Genomic DNA, 13,115 nt, shown 5'->3' on the forward strand with positions numbered 1-13,115 from the left:
GCCGGAGGAGGCCAACTCCCGATACCGTAGAGCCCATCATGTCTTCCCGCCGAACCGCATCGCTGATCACACTGGGCTGCGCGCGCAACGACGTCGACTCCGAGGAGCTCGCCGCGCGCATGGAGGCCGCCGGGTGGAGCCTCGACGACGACGACCCCGACGTCATCGTCGTCAACACCTGTGGCTTCATCGACTCGGCGAAGCAGGACTCGATCAACACCCTGCTGGCCGCGGCCGACTCCGGGGCCAAGGTGGTCGCCGCCGGGTGCATGGCCGAGCGCTACGGCAAGGAACTGGCGGAGGCGCTGCCCGAGGCCTCCGCGGTCATCTCCTTCGACGACTACGCCGACATCGGCGCGCGTCTGGACGACGTCGTCGCGGGCCGTGCGCTCACGCCGCACACGCCCCAAGATCGCCGGCTGCTCCTGCCCATCACCCCCGTCGAACGCTCCTCGGGCGCCACGGCCGTCCCGGGCCACGGCGAGACCCTGCCCGAGGGCCTCGCACCCGCCAGCGGGCCGCGCGCGCTGCGCAAACGGCTCTCCGGCGGCCCGATGGCCCCGCTGAAGCTCGCCTCCGGGTGCGACCGGCGCTGCGCCTTCTGCGCGATCCCGGCCTTCCGCGGCGCCTACGTCTCGCGCCGGCCCGACGAACTGCTGGCCGAGGCCGAGTGGCTCGCCGCGCGCGGGGTCAAGGAGCTCGTGCTGGTCAGCGAGAACTCCACCTCCTACGGCAAGGACCTCGGCGACCTTCGCGCCCTGGAGAAGCTGCTGCCGCGGCTGGCGGCCACCGAGGGCGTCGAGCGGGTCAGGGTGAACTACCTGCAGCCCGCCGAGCTCCGTCCCGGCCTTCTGGAGGTCATCGCGGGCACCCCCGGCGTGGCCCCGTACTTCGACCTGTCGTTCCAGCACGCCAGCGGCACCGTCCTGCGCCGCATGCGCCGCTTCGGCGACCCGCGCCGCTTCCTGGACCTCCTGGAGACCATCCGGTCGCACGCCCCGGAGGCAGGGGTGCGCTCCAACTTCATCGTCGGGTTCCCCGGCGAGACCGAGGAGGAGTTCGCCGAGCTGACCGCCTTCCTCCAGGAGGCGCGGCTGGACGTCGCGGGCGTGTTCGGCTACTCCGACGAGCAGGGCACCGAGGCCGCCGGGTTCCCGGGCAAGCTCGACCAGGACGTCGTGGACGCCCGCGTCGCCACGTTGTCCGCCCTCACGGACGAGCTGGCCGCCCAGCGCGCGGAGGAGCGCATCGGCACCGAGGTCGAGGTCCTCGTCGAGGAGGATCTGGGCGACGGCGGCTACGAGGGCCGCGCCGCCCACCAGGGCCCCGAGGTGGACGGCTCGGTGACCGTCCAGGGCATCGGGCTGGTCCCCGGCCAGATCGTGCGCGCCACGGTCGTCGACGCCGAGGGGGTCGACCTGATCGCCCGCATCAAGGCCTCGCCATGACGCAACGGCCGGAGACCGGCGCCGAGCCGATCGTCGCCCCTGTGGCTCGGTACGTCAGCCCGTGGAACGTCGCCAACGTGCTGACCGTGCTCCGGCTCGTGGTCGTCCCCTTCTTCGTCGTCTGCATGTTCGTGGACGGCGCGGGCTGGCGGTGGACGGCGCTGGTGGTGTTCCTGCTGGCGTCGCTGACCGACCAGCTCGACGGCTGGCTGGCCCGGCGCTACGGGCTGATCACCGACTTCGGCAAGATCGCCGACCCGATCGCGGACAAGGCGCTGATCGGTGCCGCGCTGGTCACGCTGTCCTTGCTCGCCGAGGTGCCCTGGTGGGTCACCGCCGCGATCCTGGTCAGGGAGGCCGGGGTCACGGGGCTTCGGTTCGCGGTGATCCGGCACGGCATCATCCCGGCCAGCTACGGCGGCAAGGTCAAGACCGTCCTGCAGATCGCCGCCATCGCGCTCTACATCCTGCCCGGCGTGCCCGACGCGCTGCGGTGGGCGGTGATGGGCGCGGCCCTGGCCGTGACGGTGGTCACCGGCCTGGACTACGTGATCAGGGCCGTGCGGCTGCGGAAGGTGGCCCAGAAGGCGCGCGGCGGGTGAGCGCGACCCTGGCGGCCGAGGTGCTGGCCCTCCTGGTGCGCCGGGGGGCCACGGCGGCGGTCGCCGAGTCCCTGACCGGCGGGCTGATCGGCGCCGCGCTCACCACGCCGGCCGGCGCGTCGGCCGCGTTCCGGGGCGGGGTGATCGCCTACGCGACCGAGCTGAAGGCCCGGCTGCTGGAGGTCCCGGAAGATCTACTAGATCGGGAGGGTGCCGTGCACCCGGAGGTCGCGGCGGCCATGGCCGCCGGGGTCCGGCGGCTCGCCGGGGCGACCTACGGTCTGGCGGTGACCGGCGTGGCCGGCCCGGACCCTCAGGACGGCAGGCCGGTCGGCACCGTCCACATCGCCGTGGCCGGACCGGATAAGGGTTTTTGGCGGCGTGAGGTGCATCTTTCCGGATCTAGGGAAGAGATCCGTAAAGGTACCGTTCGGGAGGGTTTAGATCTCCTGAGAGGTGTGCTGGAGGCCGAAGTGGGGGAACATTCCGGATGATTACCGCGTTACGTCACCAGCGAACATGCTCTCCACGGTCTGCCGCCGCGTTGGCCGATGCGGGTACGGTGGAGCTGTGAGTGAGGTCCGCGACCCAACGGCGAGGAGCAGGTCCGGCGCGCGCCCGGCGAAGGCGCCGAGCGAACCAGTGATGACGGCGAGGAGCATGTACGAAGCGCATCCGAAGAACGGGCGATACGAACCGACCGCGCGGAGTGTCGTGAAGACCCCTGCGCCCGGGAGGGAGCGACAGATGGTCCTGCTGCGTCAGCTGCTCGGTGACGTGCTGCGGCGGCTGCGGGTGCGGCAGGCACGCACCCTGCGCGAGGTCTCCACGTTGGCACGTGTCTCACTGGGCTACCTGTCCGAGGTTGAGCGCGGCCAGAAGGAAGCGTCCTCGGAGCTGCTCGCGTCGATCTGCGGCGCCTTGGGCGTGCCTCTTTCGCAGGTGCTCCGCGAGGTGTCCGACCAGTTCGCGCTGGCCGAACTGCAACACGCGCCCGTGCTGGCCGACGTGCCCGAGCACGAGCGTCTTCCCATCTCCGAGACCGTCTCCACCACGATCTCGGGCCCCGAGTTCGAAGGCTTCCCCGAGGTCAAGGACATGGTCGCCGCGTAGGTCCGCGGCCTGCCCGTTCCGTGCCCGCGGGTCGTCCCGCGACGGCCCGTGTTCCGCGCGCCGCCCGCTCACCGCGGCTGGCAGACGGGACAGTAGAACACCAGTCTTTCGTACGGCTGTGCCCCGAGCTCTCCGCCCACGATCCGTCCTCCGCAGCGCGGGCACGTCCTGCCGGCCCTCCCGTACGCCCACAGGCGCCTCCCCGGGCGCGGATCGCCCGTCGTGATCGGGCCTCCCGGGTCGTCCTTGCTCGCCTCCAGCAGCCGATGGGCGAGCGTCATCATCGTCACCAGGTCCGGCACGTCCCCCGCGGGAGTGAACGGGGAGATCCCGGACAGGTAAAGCGTCTCGGCGCGCCAGATGGTGCCGAGGCCCGCCACGTTGCGCTGGTCCAGCAGCGCCTCACCGATCGTCACCTCCGGCCGCGCCGCGATGTTCCGCGCGGCCGTCTCGGCGTGCGCGGCGTCCCAGGCGGGGGACAGCAGATCGGGCCCGAGGTGGCCCACGACCCGGTCCTCCCGTTCGGTGGGCAGCAGGTCGACCACGCCGAGCCTGATCCCGACGGCCTGCCAGCGGACGTTGGCGAGGACGAGGCGGACGACGTCGCCCGCGCGGAGGCGGGTGCCTGCGGCCTGGACGCGCCAGCTTCCGTCCATGCGCAGGTGAGTGTGCACGGTGAGCCCGCCCTCCACCCGCGTGAGCAGGTGTTTTCCGCGGGTCAGCGTGGTGAGGACGGCACGGCCCGTCAGGTCGGCGGTGGCGTGCCGGGGGACGCGGAAGTCCGAGCGGGTGAGCACCCGTCCGTCGAGGGCGGCACGCAGCCGGGCGCCGGTGCGGTAGACGGCGTCGCCCTCGGGCATGGGGCGGTCAGTCCCAGGCCGCGGGGTCGGCGGCCAGCTCCATCACGCGCGGGGGCAGGGTGTCGGTGGCGATCTGGTCCAGGGTGACCTCCTCCAGGATCGCGCGCTCGCTCGCGCGCAGGGCGATCCAGACCTGCTGGAGGGAGCGGGCGGCCCCGCGGTAGCCGACGTGCTCGGGGCGCTCGCCCCGGACGTTGGCCAGGGGACCGTCCACGGCGCGGATCACGTCGGCGAGTGAGATCTCGGTCGCGGGCCTGGCCAGGACGTACCCGCCCTCGGGGCCTCGCTGGCCGCGCACCAGTCCGGCCCTTCGCATCTGGAGCAGGATGTTCTCCAGGTACTTGGGGGGCATTTCCTGTTCCTTGGCGAGCTCGCCCACGGTGGTGGGACCGCTGCCGGAGGCGGCCAGCTCGGCGGCGGCGCGGAGGGCGTAGTCGACACGGGCAGAAAGACGCATGTTGTCGATTATCCCGCCTGCTAAAGCGTGGTTAGCCGCAACCGCACCACAACAGGCAGATGATCTGAGAAAGGTACGCGGGGAACCTCTGCCGTGACAACGCTCAACCCCCGTCCGAGCAGTACGTGGTCGATCCGCTTCACCGGGTCATCGGCGGGGGAGGTAGGGGGGTCCCCGAAGGCCGTCAGGGGGTCGGTGAGGCCCGCGCCCGTCAGGACGGCCATCTCCGGGTCGGCGGGGGTGGTGTTGAGGTCGCCGGTGAGCAGCACGGGCCGGGGCCGGGCGGGGACGGCCGCCGGGATCCTTCCCTCGGCGAGCCGCCGGGCCAGCGCGGCCGCCTCGGGCGCCTGGCCGGCGGGCGCCTGCAGGTGGGTGTTCAGGATGCCCACCTCGGCGCCGCCCACGACGACCACCGACGCCTGCGCCTGCGCGCCCGTCGGATGGCCGTGGCGGCCGAGCGGGAACGACTCCGACCCGCGCAGCGGCAACGACGTCAGGATCGCGTCGCCCCACAGGCCGTCGGCCGCGGGCGCGAAACGGTAGGTCATGCCGAGCCCCGCGGCGACGCGCGCCAGGCCGTCGTGGCCGCCGTTGAGCAGCCAGCCCCGGTCGACCTCGCTCAGCAGCACCACGTCGGGGTTCCGGGTGCGCGCCCACGCGGCGATCGCGTCGAGGTCCAGGGTGCCCTTCAGCCCGAACCCCATCCGGATGTTGTAGGCGATCAGCGTGAACTCGTCCCCGGCCACGGTGCGCACCTGCGGGGTGGGCCGCCAGGCCGCCACGGCCGTGGCCGCCGCGACGGCCAGCGCGACGACCACCGGCCCCCGCCCGAGCGAAGGCCGGGCGGGCGCCCGCCGGCCCTGGGCGGCGGTCCCCGCGAGGACGGCGACCAGGACGGCCAGGGCGCCGGGCACGAGGCGGTTGGGGAAGCCGAGGTCGGCGTCGTAGGCCGCGTAGTACGCGAACACGGCCACCAGGAACACGAGCATGCCGGCGATCGCGGCCAGGCCGCTCCTGCCAGGGGAGGCGGCGGCCGGCAGTCCCGCCAGGCCCAGGCAGGCCCCGAGCGCGAGCGCGGCGAGCGCGGCCGGAGGCGTGGTCTCGGTGACGATCGCCACGGCCACCGACAGGGGAAGCAGGGCGACCGGGACCCACCGGCGCGCGGGCGGGCGCGCGGCCAGGCAGACCATGGCGATCTGGCAGACGGCGAGCGTCGCGCTCACCACCATGGTGGTCCACGCCGCGGGCCCGCCCCACGCGGGCGGGCCGGCCAGGCCGGTCGTCCCCAGGTACATGCCCGTCAGCACCAGGGCGGGCCCGAAGGCGAACCAGAGCCGCGCGGGGGCGGGCTCCCCATGCCGTCCTGGAAGGGCCCACAGGCACCCCAGGAGGGCCGCGCAGGCCAGAACGACACCGAACCAGGGAAGGGGGCCCGCGCGCCACACCAGGTCCATCTGGCCGAGCAGCAGGTGGACGATCGTCGAGGCCGCCAGGCCCCCGGCGAGCGCCGCGGGGACCACCTCGCGGGGCAGCGTCCGCGCGCAGCCGTACAGGAAGGCGATCCCGCAGGCGACCCCCGCGCCCGACACGTACAACTGGGGCGCGCCGCCGTCGGTGGCCTGGAGCACGAGCCGGGCGGCGGCCAGCAGTACCCCGGCGCCCATGAGGACCCGCCGCGCGCCCACGGCCCGGGCGGCCGGGACCGCGGCGAACGGGAGGACGAACCACAGGGCCGCGAACAGGCCCATGCGCTCCGGCGGGGTCTCGCCCGCCCGGCCGAACAGCGTGATCAGAGAGGGGAGCAGAACGCGCAGGTGGTCGGCCAGCAGCAGCACGCCGAGGACGGCCACGCCCGCGGGCGCGTGCCGCCGGACGAGGGCCGAGGACGAGCGCGGCGAGGCGGTCTCGGAGGGGGATCGGTGGGGTGCTTCCGCCATGGAGCGCTCCTCGGTAAGGACATAGGTGATCCTGGGGGCAATTGAGCGGTGGGGCAAGAGTGGGGTATGAAGGGAGACGGTGTGCCGCGGAGTCGGCCCCCACCTGCGGTGCCGCTAAACTGGCAGGAAGCTTTATTGACAAATGGTTGCGTTACACCGGTCGACCGGATGGTGATTAGCGCAACGGGGACCGACGACAAAGAAAGCATGCGATGGAGCGACGTCCTGGCGTGCCCAGGTTGCTACGGGAGATCAACGACCGGGCCGCGCTGGAGCTGCTGCTCTCCTCGGGCCCGCTGACCAGGGGACAGATCGGCGACCTGACCGGTTTGTCGAAGGTCACCGCCTCACAGACCCTCTCCAGGCTCGAAGAGCGCGGCCTGGTGGAGGTCGTCGGCGAACAGGCCGGCAACCGGGGGCCCAATGCGGCACTTTACGGAGTGATCGCATCTTCTGCCTATGTGGCAGGACTCGACGTGGGGCCCGAATCGGTGACGACCGCGATCGCCGATATCAACGGCGAAATCGTCGCCGAGGTGGCGGTGTCCACCAATGGCCACGACGACCCGGTCGCGCTCGTCCACAACGCGGTCGTGAAGGCGTGCCGGTCGGGCAAGGTGGCGCTGTCCCGCCTCAAGGGCATCGTCATCGGCACGCCCGGTGTCGTGGACCCGCGCAGCGGTGACGTGCGGTTCTCCTTCGACCTCCCCGGCTGGCACGAGGGCAGCCACCAGGCGCTCGCCCGTGACCTGCGGCGGCCCGTCACGATCGAGAACGACGTGAACCTCGCCGCGATCGCCGAGCGCTCCGAGGGCGCGGCCAAGAACGTCGACGACTTCGTCCTGTTGTGGGTGGAGCGCGGCGTCGGCCTCGCCGTCGTGCTCGGCGGCCGGCTGCACCGCGGACGCTCGGGCACCGCGGGCGAGATCGGCTACCTCCCGGTGCCGGGCGTGCCTCTCGCCGGGGACGTCAAGGCGCTGCCGGGCCGGATGCCGTCGCTGGCGGGCGGTCTGCAGTCGCTGATCAGCGCCGAGGCGGTGGCCGAGCTCGCCGAACGGCAGGGCTTCCCCGGCCGTGCCGGCGCCGAGGCCGTCCGCGCGGCCGTGGAGGGCGGGGAGGCCGGCTCGGCGTTCCTGGACGACCTGGCGCACCGGCTGGCGCTCGGCGTCGCCTCGGTGTGCGTCGTGCTCGACCCCTCGCTGGTCGTGCTGAACGGCGAGGTCGGCCGGGCGGGCGGCGCCGCGCTCACCTATCGCGTCGAGGAGGCGGTGGCCCGCATCTGCCCGATCCGTCCCGAGGTCGTGGTGAGTGAGGTCAAGGTCCGGCCGGTGCTGCGCGGCGCCATCCTGGCCGCGCTGGAACAGGCCCACGAGGAGCTCTTCGCCTCCTGACCGGTGGCTCGCGCCCGGCTCGCCGTGGAGCGTTCGAGCCCGGCGGCCGGCACCCGGCCGCCGGGAGGTCGCCGGGTGACGGGCGGGCGAACTCCGCGTGAACTGATCGCCATCAGTCGAGGTATATGCCGTGCTGTGACCAGAATTGAACCAGGTAACGAGGAATGGGGTACCTGGTGGGCGCGCTGGGCTGGCTGGGGCGACTGGTCGACTTCCTCGGCGGCGCGGGCCCGGTGGTGTTCGGCATCGTCCTGCTGGTCGCCGCCCCCTTCCTCGACCGTCTGATAGTCCGGCGCAAACGGCTCGGCTTCCGGGTGCTGTACAACTCCAAGATCGGCATCGGGCCGGAACGGCTCCACGACGGCGCCGACCCCAGCGACTCAGGCCCCCGGCAGCTCCGCCAGGTCGTGCGCCTGCTGGACCGGATGAGCGTCGTGGTCATCCGCATCCGCAACAGCGGCAGCTACGACATCGAGCCCGACGACTTCCAGAAGCCCCTGTCGTTCACCTTCGGCGGGCGGGTGGTGTGGAACGCCAGGATCTCCGAGGCCAGCACCCCTGAGCTGCGCGAGGAACTGCGCAACAGCCTGCGCTTCTTCGCCGCGGGGGACACGAGGACCGGCCGCGACAACCTCCTCACCGTGCGGGGACGGCTCACCGAGAGGATGAACCGCCTGCTGCGGGCCCCGTCCGGCCAGGACGCGGGGGAACCCCGCTGGTACGGCGTCTGGCTGGACGGCATCTCCCTGGGACGCGGGCAGATGGCCAAGCTGGTCGTGGTCCTGCGCGAGCCGGTCGAGAGCAGGGCCGACGAGGTCACCAAGAGCCTGCGCCACGGCGGCAGGCTCAAGGAGACGGGCCTGATCAAGGACGAGGGGGAGCGGCGCCGCGTCACCCTGCCCCGGGTCACCGGCGCGCTGGCCGTCGTGCTGACCGTCGTGCTCGTGCTGAGCCAGATAGCCCAGCAGCCCCGGCAGCCGGAGACGGCCGTCGCCTGCGCGTCCGGCGAGCTGCGGGTCGAGGGCTCCAGCGCGTTCATGCCGACCATGGCGGCGATCGCCGAGGCATACAAGCGGGACTGCCCCGACGCGCGGATCACGACCAACCCCAACGGCTCCATCGAGGGACTCCGCGACCTGGCCGCGCCCGCCACCGTCGCGCTGTCCGACGGCATGGGCGAGTTCAGGGGCCAGTCGCCGTACGCTCAGAAGATCGCGGTCGTGGTGTTCCAGGTGGTGGTGAACACCGGTGTCGGCCTGACCACGCTGAGCGCCGAGGACCTCCGCAAGATCTACAGGGGCGACTGGACCGACTGGAACCAGGTGCCCGCCTGGCGCCAGGCCACCGGCGGTCGCGGGTCGCTGCCGATCTCGATCGTGGGGCGCGGCGGGGAGTCGGGCACCCGCAGGACCTTCGAGCGGTACGTGCTCGGCGGCCTCTCCGAGCCGCCGCTGACCTCGGACGACTGCAAGACCAGGCGTTCGGCGAAGGCCGGCGTCATCCGATGCGAGCGCGACGAGAACGTCAAGGTCGTCCAGGAGATCAAGAACACCCCCGGGGCGATCGGCTACGCCGACGTGTCCGTGCTGAGGAGGATCCGCCAGGAGAGCGGCGGCGACACCGTCGTGCAGGGGCTCAGCCTCGACGGGCAGAACTTCGACCCCTCGAATCCGGACGGCTACCCCTTCTGGACGGTGGAGTACCTGTACTCGCGCGAGACGCCCGAGCCCGGCTCGCTGAAGCACGGCTTCCTGAAGTACGTCCGGGAGAACGCGGTCGCGGGGGTGCAGGTCGGCAATGCCGGATTCTTCCCTTGCACGGCGCAGTTGTGCGACGCGCGGTGAGCGCGGCGCCCATGGAACGGCCCCGGTGCGCACCGCTACCGGTGCGCACCGGGGCCGGGCCGGTGGGCCGCGTCAGCCGGTGAACAGCTCCGCGGCGGCCTGGGCGTTGGCGCGGGCCGCGCCGTAGGTCGCGATGTAGGTCGCCGCCGGCGGACGCCAGATCGGCAGGCCCATCTCGACGACGGTCGCGTCCGGGCGCCCGGCCAGCAGTGCCGAGACGATGTCCTGGCTCGCCTGGTGGCGGTGGGCGTCCTTCACCACGATGACGAGCGAGCGGCCGATGGCTCGTTCCAGCAGAGCGGTCGCGTCGGCGTCGTCCGGCTTGACCCGGGCGATCTCGGCGTCCGGCAGCCAGGGGGCGAACCCCCACGGGACGTCGCCGACGGCGATCGTGGGCGGGGTGTCCACCTCGACCACGAACGGGTTGACCAGCGGGGCGGCCGTGCCGGACACCTTGACCGCGCGCCGGGCGGCGGTCAGGCCGATCACGTTGCCGTCCCTCGGCTCCTCGGGCGGCTGGGTGAACCAGGAGCGCAGGCGCGCGGTGCGCTCGGCCGCCTCCTCCAGGCGCGCGAGCGGCAGCCGTCCTTCGCGGACGGCCCGCACGATCCCGGCCTTGACCTCCTGGATGTCCTCGCGGGTCGGCAGCGGGCCGAGGCAGAGCAGGTCGGACCCCGCGGCCAGCGAGAGGACCGCGCCGCCGGCCAGGCCCACGCTCTTGGTGATCGCGTGCATGTCGAGGGCGTCGGTGATCACGACGCCGTCGAACCCGAGCTCGCCCCTGAGGAGTTCGGTCAACGCGGAGGACGAGAGCGTGGCCGGGTCCGTACCGGTCAGGTAGGGAACGCGCACGTGGGCGGTCATGATCGACTTCGTGCCCGCCTCGATCGCGGCCCTGAACGGCGCCAGCTCCCGCTCCCAGAGCACCTCGCGGGGCACGTCGACCACGGGGATCTCCAGATGGGAGTCCTGCCGGGTCGCGCCGTGCCCCGGGAAGTGCTTGACGCAGGCCGCCACGCACGCCTGCTGGAGGCCCGCGATGGCGGCCACGGTGTGCCGTGACACCAGGTCGGTGTCGGACCCGAACGAACGGGTGCCGATGACCGGGTTGTCGTCGGCGGTGTTGACGTCCGCGTCGGGTGCCATGTCCAGATTGACACCGCAGCGTGCGAGGTCGTCGCCGATCGCGCGGTACACCCGCCGGGTCAACTCGACGTCGTCCACGGCGCCGAGCGCGGCGTTGCCCGGGTAAGGGCTGCCGACGTGGTAGGCGAGCCGGGTGACGTCCCCTCCTTCCTCGTCCAGGGAGATGACCGGATCGCCCGCGTCGCGGAGTTGCCGGGACAGGGCGGCCAGTTGCTCGGGCGCCTCGACGTTGAATCCGAACAGCGTGACCCCGCCGAGGCCGTCGGCGAGCTCACGGAGGATCCAGTCGGGAGCGGTGGTGCCGGGGAAGGCCGCGAGCAGCGTTCCGGCCGCGAGGCGTTCCAGACCCCGATCGCCGTCCGCAGAGAACTCGCTCTGCGAGGACGCGCCCGCGGAGAACTCAGACATGGCGGTATTCGACTCCTTAGCTCAGTAAATGGGAAGGGCCGGGACCTCAGCCCTTGACGGCGCCCGCGACCAGTCCGGAGACCATGCGCCGCTGCACGAACAGGAAGAAGACGATGACCGGGATGGTCATCAGCGTCGAGGCGGCCATGATGCCGCCCCAGTCCGTCGACCGCTGGCTGTTGAAGTACTGCAACGCCACGGGCATCGTGTACTTGCCCTGGTCGTTGATCAGGGTCAGCGCGAAGACGAACTCGTTCCACGCGGTGATGAACGAGAAGATGCTGGTCGCCACGAGTCCCGGCGCGACCAGAGGGAAGAGCACCTTCCAGAAGGTGACGAAGCGGCTGGCGCCGTCGATGGCGGCCGCCTCCTCCAGTTCCTTGGGCACCGCGGCGACGAAGGTGCGCAGCATCCAGATCGCGAACGGCAGCGTGAAGCCCATGTTCAGGATGATCAGGCCGAGGAGCTGGTCGTACAGGCCGAGCCGCTTGATCATGAGGAAGAGCGGGATCGTCAGCGCCTCCGCCGGCACCATCTGCACGACCAGCAGCAGGATGAGGAAGCTGGTGCGGAAGCGGAACCGGAAGCGCGCCACGGCGGTGGCCGCGAGCAGCGCGAAGACGGCGCCGATCAGCACGGTGCCGAGGGCGACGACGGCGCTGTTGAACAGGTACTGCCAGATGGAGTGACCGGCCACGCCCTTGGTCAGCACCCGGGAGACGTGCTCCATGGTGGGCGCGAGCGGGAACGGGATGAACCGGGTCGTGAAGATCTCGTCGTTGGGCTTGAACGCGGTGGCGACCATCCAGTACACGGGGAAGACCGAGAACAGGAAGATCACGATGGCCGCCGCGTGCAGGCCGCCGGCTCTGACGCGCTTGGCGGTCTGGGGGTTCGTCACAGATCCTCCGTCCGCACGATCTGCCGCACGTACACGGCCGTGATGATCAGCATGATCACGGTCAGGATGACCGAGATGGCGGCGCCGAAGCCCATCTTCGGAGGCGCGCTGAACGCCTCGGTGTAGGCCCAGATCGGCAGGTTGAAGGCTTCCCGGTTGGTCGTGCCGCCGGCCAGCACGTACAGGTGCGTGAAGACCTTGAAGTCCCAGATGATGGACAGCACGAGCAGGACGGAGAAGACCGGCTTCAGCAGCGGGAAGGTGATCTTTCTGAACGTCCGGAGCGGCGACGAGCCGTCCACGCGGGCGGCCTCGTACAGCTCCGACGGAATGGCCTTCAGGCCGGCCAGCACCGAGACCGCGATGAACGGGAACGACGCCCAGACCACCGCGACGACCAGCACCAGATAGATCGTGAACGGCTCGTTGAGCCAGGGCTGGCCCGACCAGTCCGACCGGCCGAACAGCGCGTTCGACAGCCAGTCGGGAAGCTGGTTCAGCGCCCAGTTGGCCACGCCGGCGTCGGAGTCGAACAGCCACTTCCAGATGATCGCCGTGGCCGTGGGCGGGGTGGCCCAGGCGGCCATGATGCCGATGATCAGGAAGGTCGACATCTTCTTGCCCAGCCGGTGCAGCAGCAGCCCCACCAGCGTGCCCAGCAGGAGCGTGAGCGCGACGGTGACCGCGGCGAAGACCACGGTGTTGCGCAGCGAGGTCCAGAACAGGTCGGACTTGAAGACGTCCGTGTAGTTCTGCAGGCCGAGGAACTCGGCGGGCTGGGGGTTCGGCCGGATCTGCCGCAGTCCTACCTTGTGGAAGGACATGTCGATCATCTGGTACAGCGGGTAGAGCAGCAGTACCGCGATGACCAGCAGGCCCGGCAGCAGGAACGCGTAAGGGATGGCCCAGTCGGGAAGGCCACGGCCCCGGCGCGGCGCCTTCTGACGGCGCCGCGCCGGGGCGGAGGAGTCCCCTCCGCCCCGGGCGATCGTTGACGTCTGCGCCATC

General features: G+C 71.7%; 12 protein-coding genes. 6 read left to right on the plus strand and 6 right to left on the minus strand.

Annotation, left to right across the window (positions count from 1 at the left end; all coding sequences use genetic code 11):
• Positions 1-38 precede the first annotated feature (38 nt).
• The 4 genes from rimO to BJ981_RS21870 all read left to right on the plus strand — a co-directional run bounded on the left by rimO (position 39) and on the right by BJ981_RS21870 (position 3,163).
• On the plus strand, positions 39-1,448 hold the full coding sequence (gene rimO / locus BJ981_RS21855; RefSeq protein ID WP_184613224.1) for a 30S ribosomal protein S12 methylthiotransferase RimO: 1,410 nt from the start codon (positions 39-41) through the stop codon (positions 1,446-1,448).
• The gene (gene pgsA, locus BJ981_RS21860; protein ID WP_184613226.1) at positions 1,445-2,050 is read left to right on the plus strand and encodes a CDP-diacylglycerol--glycerol-3-phosphate 3-phosphatidyltransferase; all 606 of its coding nucleotides are present in this window, start codon (positions 1,445-1,447) and stop codon (positions 2,048-2,050) included. Before rimO ends, pgsA begins: the two co-directional genes overlap by 4 nt.
• Positions 2,047-2,544, plus strand: coding sequence for a CinA family protein (locus BJ981_RS21865; RefSeq protein ID WP_184613234.1), 498 nt, complete (start codon positions 2,047-2,049; stop codon positions 2,542-2,544). Before pgsA ends, BJ981_RS21865 begins: the two co-directional genes overlap by 4 nt.
• A 253-nt stretch (positions 2,545-2,797) precedes the next feature.
• On the plus strand, positions 2,798-3,163 hold the full coding sequence (locus tag BJ981_RS21870; protein ID WP_184613236.1) for a helix-turn-helix domain-containing protein: 366 nt from the start codon (positions 2,798-2,800) through the stop codon (positions 3,161-3,163).
• Positions 3,164-3,231: 68 nt separating this feature from the next.
• On the opposite strand, the gene BJ981_RS21875 is transcribed toward BJ981_RS21870, so the two are convergent.
• Genes BJ981_RS21875 through BJ981_RS21885 form a run of 3 tightly spaced genes read right to left on the minus strand, consistent with a single transcriptional unit; the run spans position 3,232 to position 6,417 of the window.
• Positions 3,232-4,023: a DNA-formamidopyrimidine glycosylase family protein gene (locus tag BJ981_RS21875; protein WP_184613238.1), complete on the minus strand. Its 792-nt coding sequence runs from the start codon at positions 4,021-4,023 to the stop codon at positions 3,232-3,234.
• Between the two features lie 7 nt (positions 4,024-4,030).
• Positions 4,031-4,480 carry an RrF2 family transcriptional regulator gene (locus BJ981_RS21880; protein ID WP_184613240.1) on the minus strand — a complete coding sequence of 150 codons (450 nt, stop codon included), beginning with the start codon at positions 4,478-4,480 and terminating at the stop codon, positions 4,031-4,033.
• 20 nt (positions 4,481-4,500) lie between these two features.
• On the minus strand, positions 4,501-6,417 hold the full coding sequence (locus BJ981_RS21885; RefSeq protein WP_184613242.1) for an endonuclease/exonuclease/phosphatase family protein: 1,917 nt from the start codon (positions 6,415-6,417) through the stop codon (positions 4,501-4,503).
• Positions 6,418-6,629: 212 nt separating this feature from the next.
• Between BJ981_RS21885 and BJ981_RS21890 the strand changes: the two genes are divergently transcribed.
• Both BJ981_RS21890 and BJ981_RS21895 read left to right on the plus strand, forming a co-directional pair.
• Positions 6,630-7,808 (plus strand): ROK family transcriptional regulator, encoded by a 1,179-nt coding sequence (locus BJ981_RS21890; RefSeq protein ID WP_184613244.1) that lies wholly within the window; start codon positions 6,630-6,632, stop codon positions 7,806-7,808.
• 164 nt (positions 7,809-7,972) lie between these two features.
• The gene (locus tag BJ981_RS21895; RefSeq protein WP_184613246.1) at positions 7,973-9,652 is read left to right on the plus strand and encodes a PstS family phosphate ABC transporter substrate-binding protein; all 1,680 of its coding nucleotides are present in this window, start codon (positions 7,973-7,975) and stop codon (positions 9,650-9,652) included.
• 72 nt (positions 9,653-9,724) lie between these two features.
• On the opposite strand, the gene BJ981_RS21900 is transcribed toward BJ981_RS21895, so the two are convergent.
• Genes BJ981_RS21900 through BJ981_RS21910 form a run of 3 tightly spaced genes read right to left on the minus strand, consistent with a single transcriptional unit; the run spans position 9,725 to position 13,114 of the window.
• On the minus strand, positions 9,725-11,206 hold the full coding sequence (locus tag BJ981_RS21900) for a glycoside hydrolase family 3 protein (protein WP_184613248.1): 1,482 nt from the start codon (positions 11,204-11,206) through the stop codon (positions 9,725-9,727).
• 46 nt (positions 11,207-11,252) lie between these two features.
• A complete protein-coding gene (locus tag BJ981_RS21905) occupies positions 11,253-12,107 on the minus strand; it encodes a carbohydrate ABC transporter permease (protein WP_239139029.1) in 855 nt (284 codons plus the stop codon).
• On the minus strand, positions 12,104-13,114 hold the full coding sequence (locus tag BJ981_RS21910; protein ID WP_184613250.1) for a carbohydrate ABC transporter permease: 1,011 nt from the start codon (positions 13,112-13,114) through the stop codon (positions 12,104-12,106). The genes BJ981_RS21905 and BJ981_RS21910 overlap by 4 nt, the downstream gene beginning before the upstream one ends.
• Between the last annotated feature and the right edge of the window lies 1 nt (position 13,115).

This window comes from Sphaerisporangium krabiense (genome assembly GCF_014200435.1).
Taxonomy (GTDB): Bacteria; Actinomycetota; Actinomycetes; order Streptosporangiales; family Streptosporangiaceae; genus Sphaerisporangium; species Sphaerisporangium krabiense.

Excerpts from the sequence above, each read along its gene's own strand:
- rimO (WP_184613224.1), top strand. The coding sequence starts at position 39 with ATGTCTTCCCGCCGAACCGCATCGCTGATCACACTGGGCTGCGCGCGC.
- pgsA (WP_184613226.1), top strand. The coding sequence starts at position 1,445 with ATGACGCAACGGCCGGAGACCGGCGCCGAGCCGATCGTCGCCCCTGTG.
- BJ981_RS21870 (WP_184613236.1), top strand. The coding sequence starts at position 2,798 with ATGGTCCTGCTGCGTCAGCTGCTCGGTGACGTGCTGCGGCGGCTGCGG.
- BJ981_RS21875 (WP_184613238.1), bottom strand. The coding sequence starts at position 4,023 with ATGCCCGAGGGCGACGCCGTCTACCGCACCGGCGCCCGGCTGCGTGCC.
- BJ981_RS21880 (WP_184613240.1), bottom strand. The coding sequence starts at position 4,480 with ATGCGTCTTTCTGCCCGTGTCGACTACGCCCTCCGCGCCGCCGCCGAG.
- BJ981_RS21885 (WP_184613242.1), bottom strand. The coding sequence starts at position 6,417 with ATGGCGGAAGCACCCCACCGATCCCCCTCCGAGACCGCCTCGCCGCGC.
- BJ981_RS21890 (WP_184613244.1), top strand. The coding sequence starts at position 6,630 with ATGGAGCGACGTCCTGGCGTGCCCAGGTTGCTACGGGAGATCAACGAC.
- BJ981_RS21895 (WP_184613246.1), top strand. The coding sequence starts at position 7,973 with ATGGGGTACCTGGTGGGCGCGCTGGGCTGGCTGGGGCGACTGGTCGAC.
- BJ981_RS21900 (WP_184613248.1), bottom strand. The coding sequence starts at position 11,206 with ATGTCTGAGTTCTCCGCGGGCGCGTCCTCGCAGAGCGAGTTCTCTGCG.
- BJ981_RS21910 (WP_184613250.1), bottom strand. The coding sequence starts at position 13,114 with ATGGCGCAGACGTCAACGATCGCCCGGGGCGGAGGGGACTCCTCCGCC.